The 21,778-nt window shown below is 36.4% G+C and carries 19 protein-coding genes; 11 read left to right on the top strand and 8 right to left on the bottom strand.

The window, feature by feature from the left end:
• Positions 1-90: 90 nt before the first annotated feature.
• From ACKU4N_RS10675 to ACKU4N_RS10655, 5 genes are all read left to right on the top strand, one after another.
• Positions 91-795, top strand: coding sequence for a uroporphyrinogen-III synthase (locus tag ACKU4N_RS10675; protein WP_321316284.1), 705 nt, complete (start codon positions 91-93; stop codon positions 793-795).
• Positions 796-808: 13 nt separating this feature from the next.
• Positions 809-2,101 (top strand): glutamate-1-semialdehyde 2,1-aminomutase, encoded by a 1,293-nt coding sequence (gene hemL / locus ACKU4N_RS10670; protein ID WP_321316283.1) that lies wholly within the window; start codon positions 809-811, stop codon positions 2,099-2,101.
• A gap of 107 nt (positions 2,102-2,208) precedes the next feature.
• Positions 2,209-3,150: a pyridoxal-phosphate dependent enzyme gene (locus ACKU4N_RS10665; RefSeq protein ID WP_156195683.1), complete on the top strand. Its 942-nt coding sequence runs from the start codon at positions 2,209-2,211 to the stop codon at positions 3,148-3,150.
• A gap of 23 nt (positions 3,151-3,173) precedes the next feature.
• Positions 3,174-3,683 (top strand): HEAT-like fold family protein, encoded by a 510-nt coding sequence (locus tag ACKU4N_RS10660; protein WP_321316282.1) that lies wholly within the window; start codon positions 3,174-3,176, stop codon positions 3,681-3,683.
• A 250-nt stretch (positions 3,684-3,933) separates the two neighbouring features.
• On the top strand, positions 3,934-4,332 hold the full coding sequence (locus ACKU4N_RS10655) for a hypothetical protein (protein WP_321316281.1): 399 nt from the start codon (positions 3,934-3,936) through the stop codon (positions 4,330-4,332).
• Between the two features lie 53 nt (positions 4,333-4,385).
• On the opposite strand, the gene ACKU4N_RS10650 is transcribed toward ACKU4N_RS10655, so the two are convergent.
• The 6 genes from ACKU4N_RS10650 to hemA form a co-directional block, all read right to left on the bottom strand.
• On the bottom strand, positions 4,386-5,132 hold the full coding sequence (locus tag ACKU4N_RS10650) for an acyl-CoA dehydratase activase (RefSeq protein ID WP_321316280.1): 747 nt from the start codon (positions 5,130-5,132) through the stop codon (positions 4,386-4,388).
• An 83-nt stretch (positions 5,133-5,215) separates the two neighbouring features.
• Entirely contained in the window at positions 5,216-6,490 is a 1,275-nt protein-coding gene (locus ACKU4N_RS10645) for a double-cubane-cluster-containing anaerobic reductase (RefSeq protein ID WP_321316279.1), read from the bottom strand.
• Positions 6,491-6,711: 221 nt separating this feature from the next.
• Complete coding sequence (gene hemE, locus ACKU4N_RS10640; RefSeq protein WP_321316277.1) at positions 6,712-7,743, bottom strand: uroporphyrinogen decarboxylase; 1,032 nt, start codon at positions 7,741-7,743, stop codon at positions 6,712-6,714.
• Between the two features lie 87 nt (positions 7,744-7,830).
• Positions 7,831-8,823: a porphobilinogen synthase gene (gene hemB, locus ACKU4N_RS10635; protein WP_321316275.1), complete on the bottom strand. Its 993-nt coding sequence runs from the start codon at positions 8,821-8,823 to the stop codon at positions 7,831-7,833.
• Between the two features lie 84 nt (positions 8,824-8,907).
• Complete coding sequence (hemC, locus tag ACKU4N_RS10630; RefSeq protein ID WP_321316274.1) at positions 8,908-9,834, bottom strand: hydroxymethylbilane synthase; 927 nt, start codon at positions 9,832-9,834, stop codon at positions 8,908-8,910.
• 102 nt (positions 9,835-9,936) lie between these two features.
• Entirely contained in the window at positions 9,937-11,190 is a 1,254-nt protein-coding gene (gene hemA / locus ACKU4N_RS10625) for a glutamyl-tRNA reductase (RefSeq protein ID WP_321316272.1), read from the bottom strand.
• A gap of 285 nt (positions 11,191-11,475) precedes the next feature.
• On the opposite strand from hemA, the gene ACKU4N_RS10620 reads away from it, so the two are divergent.
• Both ACKU4N_RS10620 and ACKU4N_RS10615 read left to right on the top strand, forming a co-directional pair.
• Positions 11,476-12,309 (top strand): SDR family oxidoreductase, encoded by an 834-nt coding sequence (locus ACKU4N_RS10620; protein WP_321316271.1) that lies wholly within the window; start codon positions 11,476-11,478, stop codon positions 12,307-12,309.
• Positions 12,310-12,549: 240 nt separating this feature from the next.
• The gene (locus ACKU4N_RS10615) at positions 12,550-12,861 is read left to right on the top strand and encodes a hypothetical protein (RefSeq protein ID WP_321316269.1); all 312 of its coding nucleotides are present in this window, start codon (positions 12,550-12,552) and stop codon (positions 12,859-12,861) included.
• Here ACKU4N_RS10615 and ACKU4N_RS10610 read toward each other — a convergent pair.
• Both ACKU4N_RS10610 and ACKU4N_RS10605 read right to left on the bottom strand, forming a co-directional pair.
• The gene (locus tag ACKU4N_RS10610; RefSeq protein ID WP_321316267.1) at positions 12,833-13,339 is read right to left on the bottom strand and encodes a hypothetical protein; all 507 of its coding nucleotides are present in this window, start codon (positions 13,337-13,339) and stop codon (positions 12,833-12,835) included. The two genes, ACKU4N_RS10615 and ACKU4N_RS10610, sit on opposite strands and share 29 nt — an antisense overlap.
• Positions 13,340-13,358: 19 nt before the next feature.
• On the bottom strand, positions 13,359-15,065 hold the full coding sequence (locus ACKU4N_RS10605; RefSeq protein WP_321316264.1) for a histidinol-phosphatase HisJ family protein: 1,707 nt from the start codon (positions 15,063-15,065) through the stop codon (positions 13,359-13,361).
• 235 nt (positions 15,066-15,300) lie between these two features.
• Between ACKU4N_RS10605 and ACKU4N_RS10600 the strand changes: the two genes are divergently transcribed.
• The 4 genes from ACKU4N_RS10600 to ACKU4N_RS10585 all read left to right on the top strand — a co-directional run bounded on the left by ACKU4N_RS10600 (position 15,301) and on the right by ACKU4N_RS10585 (position 21,672).
• Positions 15,301-15,810: a GbsR/MarR family transcriptional regulator gene (locus ACKU4N_RS10600; RefSeq protein WP_321316263.1), complete on the top strand. Its 510-nt coding sequence runs from the start codon at positions 15,301-15,303 to the stop codon at positions 15,808-15,810.
• Between the two features lie 114 nt (positions 15,811-15,924).
• Positions 15,925-17,082 (top strand): efflux RND transporter periplasmic adaptor subunit, encoded by a 1,158-nt coding sequence (locus ACKU4N_RS10595; RefSeq protein WP_321316262.1) that lies wholly within the window; start codon positions 15,925-15,927, stop codon positions 17,080-17,082.
• A gap of 11 nt (positions 17,083-17,093) precedes the next feature.
• Positions 17,094-20,246: an efflux RND transporter permease subunit gene (locus tag ACKU4N_RS10590; RefSeq protein WP_321316261.1), complete on the top strand. Its 3,153-nt coding sequence runs from the start codon at positions 17,094-17,096 to the stop codon at positions 20,244-20,246.
• A gap of 10 nt (positions 20,247-20,256) precedes the next feature.
• The gene (locus tag ACKU4N_RS10585; RefSeq protein WP_321316259.1) at positions 20,257-21,672 is read left to right on the top strand and encodes an efflux transporter outer membrane subunit; all 1,416 of its coding nucleotides are present in this window, start codon (positions 20,257-20,259) and stop codon (positions 21,670-21,672) included.
• Positions 21,673-21,778: the final 106 nt, after the last annotated feature.

The following is a 21,778-nucleotide window of genomic DNA, read 5'->3' as shown; positions in this document are numbered from 1 at the left end:
TGAAAAAATAATACATTTCAAGAGCATAAAAAATGGTCTGATTTGCTAAATTTGTTAGCTTGCGGTCAGAAATCATTTTGAAATCTATTTATGTCTCTAACAGATAAAAAAAATATTCTTTTTACCAGATCTCTAAGTTCTGAACATATAATGTATGCCGAAGAATTAGGTCTGACAGTTACGGCAAAACCATTTATTCAAATTGATCTCATTCCTCTCTCTAAAGAAAAGACAGATCTGATTAATTCAAAGCCAGAATCAAATTGGATTTTCACAAGTCAAAATGCAGTTAAGAGTATTTCCGGGAACCTAAGCTCACTAATTGCTTTGGAAGAAAAAAAAGTATTTGCTGTTGGAGAAAAAACCGCAGAAGAACTTTTAAAAATTGGAATCACCGCTATACTTCCAAAACAGCACAACTCGCAATCTTTAATTGAATTGCTCGAAAAACAAAGCGCCTCCTCTTACATTCATTTTTCAGGAAATTTAAGACAAACTAATATTTCTGATTTTATGACTGAAAAAGAATTTGATTTTGAAGAAATAGAGTGCTACCAAACAAATTTGTATCAACCGGATGTAACTCTTACTGATTTTGATGCCATCTGTTTTTGCAGTCCTAGCGCTGTTCACAGCTTTTTTAGCAAATACAAAATAAACGAAACTGTTCCCTGTTTCGCTATTGGAAGTACAACCGCAGTAAAATTGCTGGATTTTTCCGAACATGTTGTCATGTCTGAAAATACAAACGTTTATTCCTTACTCGAAATTTGTCACAATTACTTAAATTCATAAAACCTATACCATTATGCATCAATACAAAAGAAGTTCCGAATTATTTACAGAGGCCAACAAATACATTCCCGGAGGTGTAAACTCACCGGTTAGAGCATTTAAATCTGTTGGCGGAACTCCTGTCTTTATCAAAAAAGCAAAAGGAAGTATTCTTACCGATGTTGATGGAAACGAGTACATCGATTACATCTCATCATGGGGACCAATGATCTTGGGACATGCATATCCTAAAGTTATAGATGCCATTAAGGCAAAAGTTGAAGATTCAACCTCCTTTGGAGCTCCTACCGAATTGGAAATTGAAATTGCCAAATTAATTGTAGACATGGTGCCAAATATTGATAAGGTAAGAATGGTTAATTCCGGTACCGAAGCATGTATGAGTGCCATTCGTGTGGCCAGAGGTTATACCGGCCGAAATAAATTTATCAAATTTGAAGGCTGTTATCACGGTCATGCCGATTCATTCCTAATTAAAGCCGGCAGCGGAGCAAGTACCTTTGGGGTACCAAATTCACCGGGTGTTACTCCTGGTACAGCAAACGACACACTAACTGCCAAGTACAATAACATTGAAGACGTAAAACAATTGGCTGCAGAAAATAAAGGTGAAATTGCGGCTATTATAGTGGAAGCAATTGCTGGAAACATGGGCTGTGTACTTCCTAAAAAAGGATTTCTGGAAGATTTACGTGAACTATGTGATAAAGAAGGAATACTGTTGATTTTTGACGAAGTAATGTCTGGTTTCCGCCTGGGAAAAGGTGGTGCTCAGGAATATTTTGGCGTTAAAGCCGATTTGGTAACTTTCGGTAAAGTGATTGGTGGCGGAATGCCTGTTGGAGCTTATGCCGGACCCGACGAAATCATGAAGGTCGTTTCGCCTGTTGGACCAGTTTATCAGGCAGGAACCTTATCCGGTAACCCTATTGCTATGATTGCAGGATTAACCCTGTTAAAAGAGCTTAACGAGAACCCTCACTACTTCACTGAACTTGCGGATAAAACAGAATATCTTCACAAAGGATTGGATAAGGTGCTTTCGGAATCGGGGTTCGCTTACAAAATTAACCGTTGTGGCTCCATGATTAGTGTTTTCTTTACTGATGTTGATGTGGTGGATTTTGACACTGCAGCAACCGCTAACAACGAAAATTTCCCAAAATTCTTTCATGAAATGCTAAAAAGAGGAATTTATCTTCCTCCATCATCATTCGAAAGTTATTTCCTATCTAATTCATTGACCTATGAGATGCTTGATAAAACCATTCAAGCAGCAAAAGATTCACTTGAAGCAATGAAATAATTTCTTCTTTTGAAATACTTGCAAAGTGGAATTTCATTATAAGATTCAAGCTCATTTGTAACCCGGCTTTGGTCGGGTTACAATCACAAACCAAAAACTCCAACAAAATGATTATCACAAAAGAAAGTTTACAGGAAGCACACAAAAGAATTCAAAAATTCATTCATCGAACACCTGTTATGAGCTCTCAACTCATCAACCAAATTGTTGGAGCTGATATCTACTTTAAATGTGAAAATTTTCAGAAAATGGGCGCGTTTAAAATGCGTGGAGCTACAAATGCTATTCTTCAACTATCAGAAACAGAAAAAGAATTTGGAGTTGCCACTCATTCATCGGGCAATTTTGCTCAGGCAATAGCGCTTGCCGCAAAAGCGCAAGGCATTAAAGCATACATTGTAATGCCCTCGAATGCTCCTGAAATAAAGAAAACAGCGGTAAAAGGTTACGGTGGAGAAATTATTGAATGCATACCAACCCTTGAGGCAAGAGAAACTACTCTAAACGAAGTTGTCAATAAAACCGGGGCGGTTTTTTTGCATCCCTACAATGATTATCAGGTAATTGAAGGACAAGCAACCGCTGCAATGGAATTGATTGAAGATCATGATGATTTGGATGCAATTTTCGCTCCTGTTGGTGGCGGAGGTTTACTATCCGGTACAGCTTTAGCCGCACATTATTTTTCGCCAAACACAAAAATAATAGCTGGTGAACCTATGGGTGCTGATGATGCCTGGCAATCTATGCAAAAAGGTGAAATTGTTCCGCAAACCAATCCTCAAACTATTGCAGATGGTTTGCTAACCTCATTGGGAGATAAAACATTTCCAATTATTAAGGAACATGTTGAAGAGATTATCAGAGTGGAAGAAAAAGAAATAATTGCGGCAATGAGGCTGATTTGGGAGCGAATGAAGATCATTGCAGAACCATCCAGTGCAGTCGCTCTTGCTGCTTTAATAAAAGAGAAGAAAAAATACAAAGGCCAAAAAGTTGGAATTATTCTTTCGGGCGGAAATGTGGAGTTAAGCAGGTTGCCGTTTTAAGAAAACCAATAATTCTAAATTCAATGGAACTTAAGAAACTACTCGACCCTTTTCCGGTAAAAGAAGAAGCTAAATTGGTTGCTCAGAGTATTGCTAAAAATCCTGCTTATATGAATGAACTATGGGATATTTGTATCAGCAATGAGAAACATTCCTGGCGGGCCACTTGGATTTTAGATAAGGTTTATGATATTGCTCCTGATTTGGTTCGCTTGTATCTTCCTCAAATAATTAAACTTGTCCCGTCTCTTACCAACGAAAGCAAATCACGCCAATATTTAAAACTGATTAGTTTAGAACTTCTTCCAAGCAATATATCCGGGGATTTTATCAATTACTGCTTCGATGCATTGATTTCCAGAACATCTGCAATTGCTATAAAAGTGTATGCTATGCAAATTCTATACAATTTTTCCTTACAAGAACCCGATATCCAAAATGAACTGACTCTTGTTATCGAAGAACAAATGGAAAATGGAAGCGCAGGTTACTGTTCCCGTGCCCGCAGAATACTAAAAGCCATTAATCAATAAAGAATTAAAGTCCTTTATTGATTTATCCTATTCTTATATATAGCTCCTGAGGAGCTTAAGACCAATTCAAAATAGTACGATAATCCGCTCAAATTTGGTTGTAATTGGTCTACCTCTGTATTTTAATACCAATTGACGCAAAATTAATGTATTCCATTATGGTATGATAATTTCTTTACGCAATTCTCACTCAATTATAGTACCTTGAACTATGGAGAATTTATGAAATTTGGTATCTTACTAAAAAGAAATGAAAAAGGAAGAAAAATTATACGAAGTATTTGGGGAACTGCTTTATGCCCTGGCAAAGGCTGATGGAATAATTAAGAAAGAAGAAAAAGAAACTCTTACACAACTATTGAAAAATCATGCTCTTGGTTCTGAAATATTGTGGTCGTTTGAGTTTGAGGAGTCGCATAACTCTTCAGTTGAAGAAATCTATAATAAAGTAATTAATTTTTGTCATGTATATGGACCAGCGCCACAATACGATGAATTCATTACCGCCATGAAGATTGTTGCTGATGCCTCTGATGGAACTACTTTAAAGGAGCATAAATTGATTAATTCTTTTTCGGAAGATTTAATGGAAAGATTTCAACGTGACATTGATAAACTGAAACAATTCGAAAAAAAGGAATACAGGTAATTCCTTTATCTCAAGCAATTACAAAAGTCACCTAAAGATGACTTTTTTGGTTTTTATAAACATCCAGCCAAAACAGCAGCTCCATATGCACCAACAAACTGAGGAGATTCCGGGATAATCAAATCATCACCAAAAGTCTGTTTCAAAAGATGAATCATACATGCATTATTTGCAACACCTCCAGCAAATAGAATTGGGGTTTTTAAATCCTGGCGTTTAATCATTCCAACAGCACGTCGGCACACCGATTGATGAATAGCCAAAGCAATATCAGCCCGCTGACAACCTTTTGCCAAAAGAGAAGTAACCTCCGACTCGGCAAATACGGCACACATGCTGTTAATTTCTATTCCCTCCTGTCCCTTTAGTGCTTCTAAACCGAGGGTATTTTGCTGATAGCCTAAACTTGTTGCCATCAATTCCAGGAATTTACCGGTACCGGCAGCACATTTATCATTCATCTCAAATTTAAACACTTTTCCATTTTCATTCAAAGATATCACCTTGGTGTCCTGCCCTCCAATATCAAGAATTCCCCGAATATCAGGATGTAATGTTGTGGCACCTATTCCATATGCTTTAATCTCTGTTATGGTCGGATAATCAAAGGCAATCTCAAGACTTGCCCGTCCATACCCCGTGGCCATCACCTTATCGAACGAAATATCAGCAATTAATTCCTGAACACGCTCAACCGGATTGTAACCAGATTCGGCTTGTCTGCTCACAACAACCTTTCCTTCTTCAATTACAACCAATTCAATGCTTCTAGAGCCCACATCTATTCCTGCCTGTCTCATGCTATCAATTCAATATCACATTCGGATAAAAACAAAAAGACAGAGAAACCGCTAAGTTCTCCGTCTTATAATTGCAATTTATTTTATTTAATAATTTCAACAAAGGCTTCTATTCGCGTTGATAATTGCCCCATATCTTCCTGACTATAATCAGTTTCTAATCTCAGAACAGAAACTCCATCTTTTTCCAACGTTTTTTCTACAGAAAAAGATTCCATAATATAAGGCTGACAAAATTGAAGCCCGTAATGAATCACACCATCAGCATTCGTATTTTTAGCCATCTCTTTGATGTGCTCTACCCGTTCCTGATTTGGTGTAAATACGGCACAATCAATTTTAAAATAACGATCAACAACCGCATCCATAAGCCCCCCAATGGTATCTGCAGAAGCGTCAGTTGTGTTTCGCTGACCACGCTCACCAATACATGATTCTTCGCCGACAATGACAGCACTGGAAGCTTCAATTACAGCAGGGACTTTCCAATTTGGAATTGCCATAGGACAGCCTGAAATAACAACACGAGGAGCGTTTTCAACTTTTACGCCTTTCTTTTCTTTTACCAGCAATTCCAGTTCATCACATAAAACGTTTACTTTCTCAGTAAATCGAACCGGATTATCCAAAAAAGCAATTTGATTGATTAATAAAGCATCCAATCCGGAAATTGGACTTGGATTAGCCGTACGAAGTTTCGACAAACGGGCTAAGGCATTTCGCTTTGCATTTACCGTAGAAATTCCTTGTTTCAAATCTTTCACGCCGATTCTTTTGCCTGTCATCTCCTCTAACTTAGCAACAAAAGATTCATATTCATGCTTTAATAATTTCCTTGCCATTGAAGTCTTGTTTTGAGGTAGATCCATTTGAAAGAAATTTGGCACCATCTGACTAAATATCTCAAATGATTTTTTCTTTCCATCACAGGTATTCTCACCCACAATAAGGTCTGAAACTTCCATATAAGGACAAACCTTACCTAATTTGAAACCAAAGAATGATTTAATTAACGAACAAGTATTTCGAGGCAATACTTTCTCAACTTCCTCTTGAGCGAAATCAGCTCCTGCACATAAACCTACTGATGTACAACCTGCCGCAAGCACAAGCTCTTCAGGTACAAAAACACAAAAAGAACCAATTATCTTTCGCCCTGCCTTCTGCTCATCACGCAACTCCTGAATTCTTAACCCGTGAGCTTCGCTCATCACAAAATCGAAATATCCCATTGCCTCAGGACGATGCTCCTGCGACATAAAAATGGATTGGTACGCTCCACCTAAATTCTCTAGTAAAGCATCATGATTATCAAGGTCTAAGCCAAGATCAGTCCACATTTTTGTGTAATCTGTCATTGTAATTCTATTTTATTGATTTCGATCGCAAAAGTAAAACTCCTCAAACTACATTCCTAAAATGTCAACATTTTTTTCAACATAAAATTAATTTATATTGAAATTAACTGCTGATATATACCTATCTATATCATTATTTGAATTTAAATAATCTAATTCCAGTTAAAATAAAAATGAGGTGCCAATACTGACACCTCATTCTATATTTTTAATTGAAAATTTTATCTTCCCCAATCAGATTCTTTTACTTTTTTCACAAGATACTCCACATTTTCAACTGGTATTGATGGCAATAAACCATGTCCCAAATTGAAAATCCATTTATGGTCTTTACGTCCGTAATTCAGGAAATACTCAAATTCCTGATCGATAGCCTGTGGTGTAGCTTCCAAAATACGAGGATCAAAGTTTCCTTGCAGAATCATCTCCTCACCTACAATTCCTCTCACCTCATGCAATGGCATTTGCCAATCAACACTAACACAATCACACAAATCGTAATTTACCATATTAATACCGGTACCCAAGCCTTTTGGCAGGTAGATGGTTTTCACTCCTGTTTCACGAACCGCGCCTAAAATAGCTTTAACCGATGGTAAAAACACTTCTTTATACAATTCAACAGGAATCAATCCAGCATGAGTTTCAAATAATTGAAATGCTTTAACACCATGTTCAACTTGTTTTAACGCATAATGAATGCTCATCTCTGTAATTTTAGCAACAACCTTCTTCATTAGTGCTTTATCACGGTAGATCGCAGGAACAAAATCAGGGAAATTCTGATTCCGACTGAAACCTTGATACATATAACACAAAGTAGTTAAAGGACCTCCACAAAATCCAATTAAAGGAATATCTGCAGGTTTAGTTTCTAAAATACGATCAATTGCTTTATAAATATGCTCTAGTTTTTCAGGTTTTTCACTTAAAAATGACAGCGGATCCGCAACATCTTTTAATGCCGTTGCAAAACTCGGACCTTTTCCCTCAAAACTCAACTCCATTCCTAAAGCTTCAGGAATCACCAAAATATCAGAAAATAAAATTGCAGCATCAACGCCCAAATCATGAATCGGTAACAAAGTAACCTGAGCAGCCAATTCCGGATTCTCCATCATTTCTTTGAAACCATATTTCTCACGCAATTTCATGTAGGAAGGAAGTACCCTGCCAGCCTGACGCATGAACCACACCGGTGGTCTCTCTCTCTTAATTCCGTTAATCGTATCTAAAAAAATTGATTGACTCATATGCTGTAATCGGTAAATAGTTTGTAGTAATTATAATAGTAAACGTAAAAAATCTGCCATCGATTTAAATAAATACCCGCCGGTAGATTACATCTTGCCATTTAAAATATCGGCCACTTCTTTGGCGTGATAAGTAATAATGATATCTGCTCCAGCTCTTCTAATTGAAGTCATAATTTCCATCATTACACGCTTTCCATCAATCCAATCGTTGGCTTCAGCAGCTTTCACCATTGAAAATTCACCACTTACATTATAAGCTGCAACAGGAACATTAAATTCATTTTTCACTCTGTAAATCACATCAAGGTAACTTAATGCAGGTTTTACCATAACGATATCAGCTCCTTCTGCAATATCCATCTCAACCTCACGAATGGCTTCGTCACTATTTCTAGGATCCATTTGGTAAGTTGATCTGTCGCCAAATTGTGGTGCACTATCAGCAGCATCTCTAAACGGACCGTAAAATCCAGATGCATATTTTGCAGAATAAGCCATTATCGGCATTTTCTCGAAGCAATTTTCGTCTAAAGCTTTTCTCATATATCCAATTCGACCATCCATCATGTCGCTTGGCGCAACCATATCAACTCCTGCTTCAGCCAAAGAAACAGCCTGTGCTGCCAATGTAACCAATGTTTGATCGTTATCAACATCACCATCGACAATCGTTCCACAATGACCGTGAGTTGTGTATTCACAGTTACAGATATCGGCAATAATATACATTTCAGGATAAGTTTCCTTGATTGCACGAGTTGCTTTTTGCACGATACCATGCTCGTGAGTTGCAACAGTTCCATCTTCATCTTTCGATTCCGGAATACCAAAAAGCAATACTGATTTTACGCCCGACTCCAATAACTCACCACATTTCTTTACTAACATGTCTACAGATAACTGATCGTTTCCCGGCATGCTTTTAATTGGATTTTGAACATTTTCTCCAGGACAAACGAAAAGAGGCATAATTAAATTATCTACCGAAAGAGATGTTTCGGCAACCATGTTACGAACTACTTTGCTATAGCGCAATCTTCTCAATCGGGTATCTGGAAAAAGAGGTCTTAAACTCATAATGTTGTATTTTTTGTATTTTATGAATAAATCTAGATGTCAAATTAAAAATAACAAACCTTTTGATGAATTATTTTCAGAAAATTAAAGATAGAAATTTATTCCTTTTTCTTTACAGATTGTTTTCATCTTAATGGCTAATTGTTTCGCATTTTCTGCAGATTCATCAACAGAAACTTCAATTCCTTCTACAATGAATTGATTTGTTTTTAAATCACCCACAATGGCAACCATGTTCAAAATATTGTCTGAAACAACGGCATGTGCAGCCAAAGGAAATTTACAACCTCCTTCTATTTCCGCCATAAATGCCCGCTCGGCTTTAACTGCAATTTCGGTATCACGATGATTTACTTTTTGAAGTATTGCAATGGTTTCAGGATCGTTACTTCTGCACTCAATTGCAATAGCACCTTGTCCAATAGCGGGAATACATAAATCAATATCCATGAGCAAATTCTCATCATATTCTTTACCCATACGGTTTAAGCCTGCAGCGGCTAAAATAATTGCATCGTATTCACCAAGCATAAGTTTTTGAAAACGACTATCAATGTTTCCTCTGATTTCTTTAAATTCGATATCCTTACGGAGATTAGCAAATTGAACCCTTCTTCTCGGACTTCCGGTTCCTAATACAAATCCTTCCGGCATATCTTCAATGGAACTGCCGTCACGAGTCAAAAAAACATCGCGTGCATCTTCCCGTTCGGGAAATGCGGCCAATTGCAAACCTGCCGGATGTGCACTGGGAACATCTTTTAAACTATGAATTGCAATATCAGCTTCGTTTTCTAACAAAGCATGTTCTAATTCCTTTACAAACACACCAGTACCACCAAATTCTGTTAAGGAACGATTTAACACCCGATCGCCTTGGGTGCTGAATTTTTTCACTTCGAATTCAATTTCAGGATTGGCATTTCTCAATAATTCCACAGTTTGCATGGTTTGCGTGTAAGCTAGTAAACTAGGACGAGTGGCAACAACTATTTTCATTTTAGAAATCATAGTCTTATGTTTTCAGGAAGTTTATAAATTTAATTATAGCTAAAATAAAAAAGCCATATAAAACAAGGTTTATATAGCTTTTTATCGAAAGCTTGCAAAGCTTTACGAGTCCATATCTTTAAAAATCATATCTATTGTTTCCATTGGACTAGATTGCTTTTTGTGATGATCTTTTAAGTGATTGATACATGCTCTGGCAATCTTATTCACAATGTTACTGGTGATGTGCTCCACTTTTTTCAGCTCATCATCTGTTAATTTATTTTTGTGATAATCCAACTCTTTCCGTTGAACTTTCTGTAAATTTTCTTTTAAAGCAATAATAACAGGAGACAAATATTTAACCTCAAGCCAACTGTAAAATTCGCTAATCGATCCGTAAATAATACCTTCTGCCTGAGGAATACAATCTTTTCTTTGCTGAATAGCATCCGATATGTGTTTCGATAATTCATCAACAGTAATCACCAAAACATGATCTAACTTATCTATTTCGGGATGAACATTTCTAGGAACAGAAAGATCCAAAATCAATTTACATTGATCACTCCCATTAAAATGTTCAGGCAATAAGGTCGGTTGCGGAGCCCCGGTAGCAACAATAATAACCTCTGCCTTATTCACTTCTTCAACTAACTCACTAACAGGCTGATGCTTTACATTAAACTTACCGGCAAGTGCCTCAGCCCTGGCCTCAGTTCTGTTTATCAAAGTCAGCGAGCGGTTATTCATGTGTTTTAACAAGTTGCCACAAGTATCTTTCCCTATATCACCGGTTCCATACAATAAAAAATTGCATGATTCCAAAGTTGAAACCTTATCCTTAATGTACTGGACTGCCGCATGAGAAACAGAAGCTGCCCCTTTGCTAATTTCGGTATTTGTTTTAATTTTTTTACTTGCCTGAAAGGCAAATGAGAACAAACGATTTAAAAATGGGTTCACCATACCCTTTTCTTCTGATAACTGAACGGCATTTTTTACTTGCCCAACAATTTGAAAATCCCCAATAATCTGAGAATCTAATCCTGAAGTAACTCTATATAAATGGTGAATACAATCATTACCAAACAAAGTATAACCATGGGAATCAAAATCCTCCCGATTGCCTTCGCTGTATTTTAAGAATAAATCAGTAATAAACTCCGATTGGCTTGTGTGAGCATAGATTTCAGTACGATTACATGTAGAAAGGACTACGAATCCATCGATTTGATTTTCTTTTGCCTCTTTTAGTAAATTCTCCTGCTGTTCTGCAGTAAATGAAAATTTCCCCCTAACATCAAGAGCTGTTTTCTTGTAACTAATTCCTAAAACAAATAATTTCTGTAAATTTTCTCGTATTTGTGACGACATAAAACGAAATTTATTTTGAAACCTACCAAAAATTCATAAATGAAAGTCTGTGTATGTTGTGTCAAATATAAAAGTAATTATTTAAAAATCCTTGTGTTTTCAAATCCTTTACCCTTGCTCTACCTAGCACTTTGTACATTATGGAAAGCTTATAGGCGCTAAAAGGATTTTAATATCTTAAATACCAAAATAATTAACTTCATACTCATAATTATATATCTCAAAAATATTTAATTGTTTAAATTAAATTTAAATTTGATCACCGATATATTTAGATACAAACACATGAATAAAACGTTTTATACACAAGAAAAAACCATAAGTATTCTAGGATGCGGCTGGTTAGGACTACCTCTGGCTAAATTTTTGATCAAAAATGCTTACTCAGTAAAAGGCTCTACCCCAAGTGCGGAGAAAATATCCAGCTTAGCACAAGATGGAATAACTCCTTATCGGATATTTTTTGATCCTGAAATAAATGCTGATTTTGATGCTGATTTTTTTAATTCTGAAATATTAATTGTCAATTTTCCACCCAGGCGCAGAGAAGATATTGAGGAATTTCACCCAAAACAGTTTAAAGCATTAATTGAACAGTTACATCTTTCCTCGGTAAAAAAAGTGATATTTATTAGTTCGACCTCTGTATATGCGAATTTAAACAGAATTGTTACGGAAGAAGATGACCAAAAACCAGAGAAGAATAGTGGCAAGGCCTTACGTGTTGTTGAAGAAATGCTTCTTTCACAAAAAAAAATTCAAACCAGTATTATTCGATTTGGTGGTTTAATTGGCTATGACCGTAAACCCGGACGTTTTTTCTCAAAAATGAAAAATGCGGTTGAAGGTGACGTTCCGGTTAATTTAATCCATCAGGATGATTGCATTAATATTATATCACATTTGATAGAAAATAATTTGTGGGGAGAAATTTACAACGCCTGTTGTCCCGAACATCCCAGCCGTAAAGAATTTTATGAAAGAGCGGCAAAAATTGGAGGGTTTGAGCCCCCGCAATTTGCCTCAAACCAAAGCTCGTATAAAATTATCAGCTCTGCTAAATTGGAAAAAACGCATTATAAATTTAAATTCTCAAACCCAATTGATGCATTAATCTGATTGTAAATTTACATCGGTATTTTTAATTTATACCATTCGTGAATTAATTTAACGGATAAGTAAAATGGAGGTTCCTTAGAACTCCTGCATATTTAATTTTAATTAAACAAACAGGAATTATATTTCCTATTTATAATAAAAATTGATATAATCACCCTGTTTTTTAAGCCTGTAATCAATTAATTGTCAGCTTGTTTATTCTTTTTATTTAATTTAGAATTAACAACACATTCACACATAATGATATATCTACTAATAAAGCAATCCATAAAAAATTACGTTAGCTGGAAAAATTCATTTGATCAATTTAAGGAATACCGTAAGATTGGAGGTGAACTTTCGTGCGAAATTTACCAGGCTAATGGGAAACGACACGAGCATATTATTCTTTCTCAGTGGAAAAATGAAGAAAGTGCTCTTGAATTTCTTCAATCGCAATCATTTAAAATGATTAAAGAGTTAGAAGATGAAGAACCGATAGCAATTCAATTTCTCCCCCCAAAAAGCTATTGGATTAGCAACTTCACAGTAAATCATCAACTTTTACAATAAGGTCTGAATTAATCTTAGACAATATGTCTTTTGTCAGTAAAGCAAAATTTTCGGCAAAATCTTCTTCGTAAATATTGTTATCCAAACAATCAAGGGCCTCTTTTATTCGATACAAATCACTTTCGCCACCGTTAAAATTCCGGTACAATTCCAATGCCTGAATCTCAATTATTTTGGCATTAGAATGAATATTAATAGGAGAAAATACATTTATATTTTCTGGAAAAATCTTTTCTAACTCTTCTCCCACCTTATTAAGGTAAGAATTTAAAACATCAACAATATCTTCTAAACAAACAGGTTCACTTAAACCGATACAATCATCAATCTCTCTTAATGACTCTTGATAATGAGCGCTCATAAGAATCAAATACTCCTCTATTTTTTCTATTTGAAAGTCTTGAATTCTTGGTTGAATTCTATAAAACTCAATAATATTCAAAATAGATTCGTATGAATTGAATGCGCTGTTGTTCACTTTTATCAATTAAAATTTACTATTCAACACCGTTTAAAGATAAAAGTGTTGTTTCAAAAAACTGAGGCCCCAGCTTACTCAAAATATTTCCGGCCAATTGAGCATTTCCCTCAATACTCAATATTGCATATCCTTTTTGCCCTCTTTGTCCCAGTTTTAAATCAATTACATTGATATTTTGGGAAGCCAATGCCGAAAGCAAAATTAGCAAGATTCCTGCAGTATTGTTATGGATAGAAAGAATCATTTGTTTACTGATTGCAATGGGTAAATTCACTCCGTCAACTTCCAATAGATAATTCTTGTTTTTATCCAATTGCTGCATTTCCAAAATATCACCTACTCGAATTTCGATAAAACTATCTCCTCCTGTTCCTTTAACGAACTCAACAGCTTCATGAACCGAACTATCATCTCCCGAAAGAGTTAAAAAAGCCGTTGCAGTGCCATCATTATTGGAATTCAGGTATGCCGTTTCAACATTGATCTCCTCCGATGCCAAAGCATTAAATATCATCGACAATACACCTGGTTTATCTTTATGATGTGAAAACAATCCATTTACCTTCTCATTTTGATTTTGAGGTATCGTATTGCTTATGGTGATGGATTTATTTCCCTTTCGTATTCGAATCGCTTCAAATTCGCCCAAAGAAGTCGAATTTTTATGATGTTCCAGGAATGTTCTAAAAGTACCTCCAAAAGAAAATTTTGGAATTCGTCGCTGTTTACTATCCTCAAAACGAAGATTTAACATCTCAATTCCCAAGTTCATTACTTTATATTCTTCCTCCTTAAAAGCCTGATTCCGAAGAGGTCTTTTCTCAGGAATACACTTCGAAAAACTCAGATAATGCTTGTATCCGGCATCATGAGCATAATGAATACCTGTTTCGTGATGATTACCCAAATTTTGCAAAGTATGAGTATCGGTGCCCAATGCAATGGGAATATCAAGTTGTTTTGCTCTCTTCAAAATTGAGATGTCAGGATAAATTCCGCAACCTTTATTAATTCCGGCCAAATTAACATCCAATGCAAGATTATACTCGCTGATCATTTCCAGTAAAAACCGCATTCTACGTGCCAGAAAATGATCTGAGGTATCTAACTCCAGCAGAGGCTGAGGAATCGGAGCAAACAATTTTGGCAAATCTATATGTCCAACAACCTGAATCATTTCCCAGGTAGAATCAACCATTTCTATCAATTCTTCGATGTATCCACCCCAATAATTTTCCAATCCACCACGCAACCTGATCAATTCTTCTGCTTCCTCAATCGATCCGTCGTATGGAATTCCTTCCCGGGAAAAATGCAATGAACCGATCACAAAATCTGCATCTTGTGCCTGAAAAACTTTCGAACGATTCCATTGCATTCCCAAATCAGGTCCTAACCATTCCAGTTCAATACCAAAACGAATGTTAATCTGATTTCCATATTTCAATTTTAGCTGTTCGATCTGATTTGGATAGTTAAAATAGGCATTATCACCCCGTATAAATTTAACACCCAATCGTTTCTCTGCAGCATACCTGTATCTGGTTAAACGTGGAGTATGAATTATAAATGCAATATTAGGATGTCCTTTGGATATAGCTAATTCAGTAATTTTTTCCAATTCATCAACACCATGTTTCACATGATCGTTTCCTGTTCCGGTATGTATTCCGTGAGTCTCCCAAATAAAATATTCAGGTGAGGCAATAATATTTTGTGGCATTTACTCAATCTTTGTGATTAATAGTTGAGTAAAAATAGTGATTTGTGCAGAAAGTAAATGAAATTTTTAAAAGAGTTATAATAAAAAATCATCTTTCTTTAATCATGATAGATAAGTAAAATGAATGTAATTACTTATTCTATCGATTGCATAAGTTTCTTTGTTATTTTTTAACATTTTTTAGTTCGGAACAAACCGAACTAATAGTATATTTGTACCTGAAAAATTTAGAAAAATGAAAGAGAGTATAGATTTGGAAAAGGAAAAAAAACTTTTAATAGAAAAGTTTGGCTTGTTTATGGAGGGACAAGAAAAGTTATCCCCTATCGGAGCCAGAATTTTCGCGACCCTTTTCATCAATAAAGAAAATGGAGCCACTTTTGATGATTTGGTGCATTTTTTAGGTGCCAGCAAAAGTACAATCTCCACAAATCTTCAGAACCTAACCAAATCGAACATGATTGTGTATTTTACAAAACCTGGCGACCGAAAAAAGTATTATACCTTATCACCTGTTGGATTTATTTCAAGAATTGAAGAGAAAATTGCTGATTATAAAACAGAGTACTTTTTGGTTGGACAAATATTGGAACACAAAAAATTGGCGAATAAACTATCGAATGAAAATGAACAGCAATATGGCTCCAGTCAGGAAACGCCCTATTTAGACTACTTATCAAATACTGTCAGACTTCTGGAACAGCTTCGTGATCAGATAAAAGCGAAATGTCCAATGACTAATTAAATATGAGGGAAATAATATTGGTACTTAAACATATTTAAATTAGCACTACTGAAAGGTTCGTTATTTGCAGAACTAAAAGAACTAATTAAAACAATTTATACATTTATTCAAATCATGAAAAGAAATTACATCTTAGCAAGTATGGCTATCATCCTACTTGGTTTATCATCTTGTAAGGATTCATCGCAGCAGCAAATGGCTCATGGTCCAGTGCCATTCCCTGTACAATCAGCAGAGAAAGAAAACATTACTATCTATAACCAATATGCAGCAAATATAGAAGGAGAACAAAACATCGAAATACGTGCTAAAGTAGATGGCTTTGTGGAAAAAATATACATTGATGAAGGAAGTGAGGTTAAAAAAGGACAACTTCTTTTTAAATTAAGTGCCGAAACTTTAAACCAGCAGGTAAATGCTGCCAGTGCTAATATTGAAGTTGCTAAAGCTCAGGTTGTGTCTGCTCAGGTTGAAGTAGATAAGGTGACTCCACTTGTCGAAAAAAATATCATTAGCTCCGCACAACTAAAAACTGCAGAAAGTAATTTAAATGCAGCAAAAGCTCAATTAATTGCTGCCAAAGCGACCTATATGAATGCCAAAGAGAATTTAGACTATACTATTATCAAGAGTCCGGTAGATGGTATTGTTGGAAGCATTCCATACAGAATTGGCAGCCTTGTTGGCCGTACAGAAGCACAACCACTCACAACTGTTTCCAACATCAGTAATGTTTATGCATATTTCACATTAAACGAAAAGCAATTGCTTCAATTCAATCGTGAATTAAACGGCAGCAGTATTGCAAATAAGATCAAGGAATTGCCTGAAGTTGAATTAATTTTAGCTGATGGCTCAACTTACGCTCAAAAAGGAAGAATTGAAACTATCAATGGTATGGTAAATCCAAGAACCGGAAGTATTAGCTATCGTGCTATTTTTCCCAATCCTTCAAACTTATTAAGAAGTGGTATTAGCGGAAAAGTAAAGTTTCCTTCGACCCAAAATCAAGTAATATTAGTTCCTCAAAAAGCAACTTATGAGTTACAAGGGAAAAAATTCGTTTACGTGGTAACTGCTGAAAATAAAGTTGAAGCACATGAAGTAATTGTAAGCGAATCGGTGAATCAAGATTTCATTGTACTAAATGGACTGGATGCAGGACAAACATTTGTTGTAGAAGGATTAATAAAACTACGCGAAGGAATGCAAATTAAACCTGTAACAGAAAAGCACACACCTGAAGGGAATGCTGCTAAATTGATTATTTAATACAAAATTCCATGTTAAGAAGATTTATTGAACGGCCGGTATTATCGACCGTAATATCCATACTCATTGTAATTTTAGGAATCTTAGGACTCACATCATTACCCCGGGAACAGTTTCCCGAGATTGCACCACCAACCGTGCAGATCTCAGCCACCTATCCTGGTGCCAATGCGGAAACCTTACTAAAAAGTGTTGTTGTACCTATCGAAGAAGCTGTAAATGGTGTTGAGAACATGACCTACATGTCGTCAACTTCGAGTAACGATGGAACTGCGACTATTAGTGTTTACTTTGAATTGGGAACCAATGCTGATATTGCGGCAGTTAATGTTCAAAATAAAGTAGCAACAGTAAACAGTAAGTTGCCGCAACAGGTCATTCAAACTGGTGTTACCACCAAAAAGGTTCAAAATAGTGTTTTGATGTTCTTCTCTCTATTAACTGAGAATGAAGATTTAGATGCAACATTTGTAGAAAATTACGCACGTATTAACTTAATACCAATGATTAAGAGGATTAATGGTGTTGGTGATGCCAGCGTTTTTGGTTCGCGCGATTATTCGATGAGAATTTGGTTGAAACCTGAAAAAATGGCTGCCTATGGAATCACTCCACAAGATGTGGTTAGTGCTTTAAATGAGCAAAATCTGGAAGCTTCACCAGGTAAATTTGGTGAGAACTCATCTCAGTCGTTCGAATACGTTATTCGTTACAAAGGAAAACTTTCCACAAAAACCGAGTATGATGACATCATTTTGCGTTCTGACGGAAATAGTAGTTTTCTACGTTTAAAAGATGTAGCAAAAATTGAATTAGGAGCCTTTGATTATTCAACCCGAAATATCACGAACGGTCATCCATCAGCAGCTGTGGCGATCTATCAAACTTCAGGTTCAAATGCTCAGGATATCATTAGGGAAATTGAAAAAACCTTGGAATTGGCGAAAAAGGATTTTCCAAAAGGAATTGACTATGTAATTCCATTCAATACCAACGATTTTCTGGATGCTTCTATCAGTAAAGTAATCACTACACTAATCGAAGCCTTTCTATTGGTGTTTTTGGTTGTTTTTCTTTTCCTTCAGGATTTTAGATCAACATTGATTCCTGCCATAGCAGTACCAGTGGCAATTGTTGGAACGTTCTTCTTTCTGAACCTCTTTGGTTTCTCTATTAACATGCTAACACTGTTTGCATTAGTGCTCGCAATTGGAATTGTGGTAGATGATGCCATTGTTGTGGTTGAGGCTGTTCATGCCAAACTCGATCATGGTGCGAAGAGTGCTAAAAAAGCTACAGTATCGGCCATGAGCGAGATTACCGGCGCAATTATATCCATTACTTTGGTGATGTCAGCGGTATTTATTCCAGTATCCTTTTTAAAAGGTCCAACGGGAGCATTCTATCAACAATTCGCGATTACACTGGCTGTGGCAATTGTTATATCAGCAGTTAACGCATTAACATTAAGCCCGGCTTTATGTGCTTTATTACTTAAACCACATACTCCAAGCGAAGAACACAAAAAAGGAATAGCAAGCCGATTTTACACAGCTTTTAATACTGGATTTGATGCCATTACTGATCGCTATACCAATTCTGTTCGTTTTTTAATTAGCAAAAAATGGTTGTCAGGTGCAATTCTTGTTGTATTTATCGCTCTTGCGGGATGGTTTTTCAAAACTACTCCTACCGGCTTTATTCCAAATGAAGATCAAGGTATAATTTTCTGTGATATTACTCTTCCTCCGGGATGCACATTAGACAGAACTGCAGAAGTAACCCAAAAGGTTGGAGACATTATTAGTGAAATTGATGTTGTAAAAGAAAAAATGTTTGTGATTGGCTTTAGTTTAATGAGTGGCACAAGAGGTGGCTCAAAAGCTTTTGCTGTAATCAAATTAAAAAATTGGAAAGAACGTAAAGAAGATCATCAGAAAGTTAGTGCCATAATTGGACAATTGTTTGGAAGAACCGCTGGAATAAATGAAGCAAAAATTCTATTCTTTGCCCCTCCTACTGTTCGTGGTTTTGGTAATTCTGATGGTTTTGAAATGCGTTTGCAAGATAAATCGAATGGAGAATTCAGCGATTTAATGGCAAAAAGTGGTCAGTTTTTAGGTGCTTTAAACCAACGTCCTGAAATTAAGTATGCAATGACTTCTTTCAACACTGGATTTCCTCAATATGAAATGGAAGTAAATGTAGAAAAAGTAAAAGAAGCAGGGATATCAGTAAATGGCTTATTTGCAACTCTTCAGGGATATTACGGAAGTTGGTATGCCGCCGATTTTAACCGATTTGGAAAACAGTACCGTGTGATGATTCAGGCGGCACCCGAAGATCGTGAAACCCTTGAATCGATGAACAATGTGTTTGTTAAAAATGCTCAAGGTGAATTGGTTTCGGTAAGTCAGTTTGTAAACATGAAAAAAGTAAATGGTCCTGATGTTGTTAACCGTTTCAACCTTTTCAATTCAGCAACCATTAACGGCAATGTGAATCCTGGTTACAGTACCGGAGATGCCATTAAAGCCATTCAGGAAGTTGCAGCAGAAACATTACCATCAACCTACGGGTATGAATTCTCTGGAATGACCCGCGAAGAGCAAAAAGCAGGAAATCAGGCCATATTGGTATTTGCACTGAGTTTGATATTCGTTTATTTCTTACTTGCAGCGCAGTATGAAAGTTACATACTACCCTTCTCCATTATTCTATCACTTCCTATCGGGATATTTGGAGCCATATTTTTTGTGAAAATGATTGGTTTAGAGAATAACATCTATTTCCAGGTTGCCCTGATCATGTTGATTGGTTTGCTGGCAAAAAATGCGATTCTGATTGTAGAATTTGCCTTACAGCGTCGACGTCAGGGAATGGAATTGATGCAGGCAGCCGTTGAGGGAGCAAAAGCACGTTTACGTCCTATTTTAATGACTTCGTTCGCATTTATTCTGGGAATTGTACCATTGATGCTCGCAAATGGTGCTGGTGCTGTAGGTAACCGTTCCATTGGTACAGGTGCAGTTGGAGGAATGTTAATTGGAACCCTGTTTGGTGTGTTTGTAATTCCTGCCTTTTTCGTGATTTTCCAGACAATTCAGGAAAAAATTACAGGAGCTCCAAAACCAGAAGATAACGAATTGGAAACTGCAGAATAAATAGAAAGAAATGATGAAGAAAAGATATATAATACTTAGTCTGGTATTGACTGCATTCAGTCTTCAATCCTGTTTTGTTGCAAAGAAATACCAGCAACCAGAGCTAGAGACTGCAGATCAGTATCGAAATATTTCAACCAACGATTCGACAACACTTGCCAGTATGCCTTGGGAGGAATTATTCACTGATGCGAACCTGCAAAGCTTAATTAATAAAGCTTTGAATAACAATTTGGATTACTTGATGGCAATTGAGCGTGTAAATGCTGCCGAAGCCTATTACAAACAAGGTAAAATGAGTTATCTGCCAAGCCTTAGCATGAGTGCAAATGGTGGTAACTATGAATTGTCGGACAATAGTCTGACTGGAATTTCAGCAGGTGGAAACGGTCCCAATTATGAAAACTACCAATTAACGGGTACCATTTCATGGGAAGCCGATATCTGGGGAAAAATCCGAAGCAACAAAAGAGCAAGTCAAGCAGGTTATTTGCAAAGTGAAGCTTCAAGAAGAGCCGTAGAAAGTTCTCTAGTTGGCAATTTGGCTTCGGCTTATTTTCAGTTAATTGCCTTAGATGCTCAGGTTGATGTTGCAAAACAAACCGTAACCAACCGAACTGAGGGTTTGGCAACAATGAAAAGCCTGAAAGAAGCCGGACAAGTAACCGAAGCGGCTGTGAAGCAAACCGAAGCACAATTATACAGCACTCAAATTCTTCTTTTAAATTTAGAAGAAAATGTAAATCTGTTGGAGAATACCCTTTCTCTTTTGTTGGGACAAAATGCCGGAACAATTGTTCGCGGAAAATTAGAGGATCAAAATGTAAGTGTTGAATTACAAACTGGTTTTCCTGCACAACTTATTAGAAACCGTCCGGATGTGATGGTTGCGGAATATGGCCTGATGAATGCTTTTGAGCTTACAAATGTTGCCCGCAGCAGCTTCTACCCTAGTATTAGCATTAGTGCCAGTGCAGGTTTGGAAAGCATCAATTTCGATGATTGGTTCAGCAGCTCCTCTTTGTTCAACAACGTGATTGGGAATTTGACCCAACCACTTTTTAACAAAAGAAACATCCGTACAAAATATGAAGTAGCCAAAGCGCAACAAGCCGAAGCACGTTACAACTTTAAAAAATCGATGCTGCAAGCGGGTAAGGAAGTTTCAGATGCACTGTACAGTTATGAGTCTGAAGGCAGAAAGTATGAAATCCAGAAAATGGAATTGGATGCTTTAAACAAAGCCGTTCAATATTCGGAAGAATTGCTGAACAATGGTTACCAAAACACAACTTACATTGAGGTGTTGACTGCTAGAAGTAACGCTCTTAACTCAGAGATCAATACTATTGACACAAAATTCCAACAATTGAATGCCATCGTGAATTTATACCTTTCATTAGGTGGTGGATGGAATCGTAAGTAAAATTTTAATAGTGGGTAGATTTTGACCGGGTTGCGTCGGTAGGATGATTTTGAAGTTAGTTCTTCAATTTTGCAATCCGGTCAAATCTTATTTTATATTTGATTTA

The organism is Labilibaculum sp., assembly GCF_963664555.1.
In the GTDB taxonomy this organism is placed as follows: Bacteria; Bacteroidota; Bacteroidia; order Bacteroidales; family Marinifilaceae; genus Labilibaculum.
This window is presented reverse-complemented; position numbering and strand designations above follow the sequence as displayed.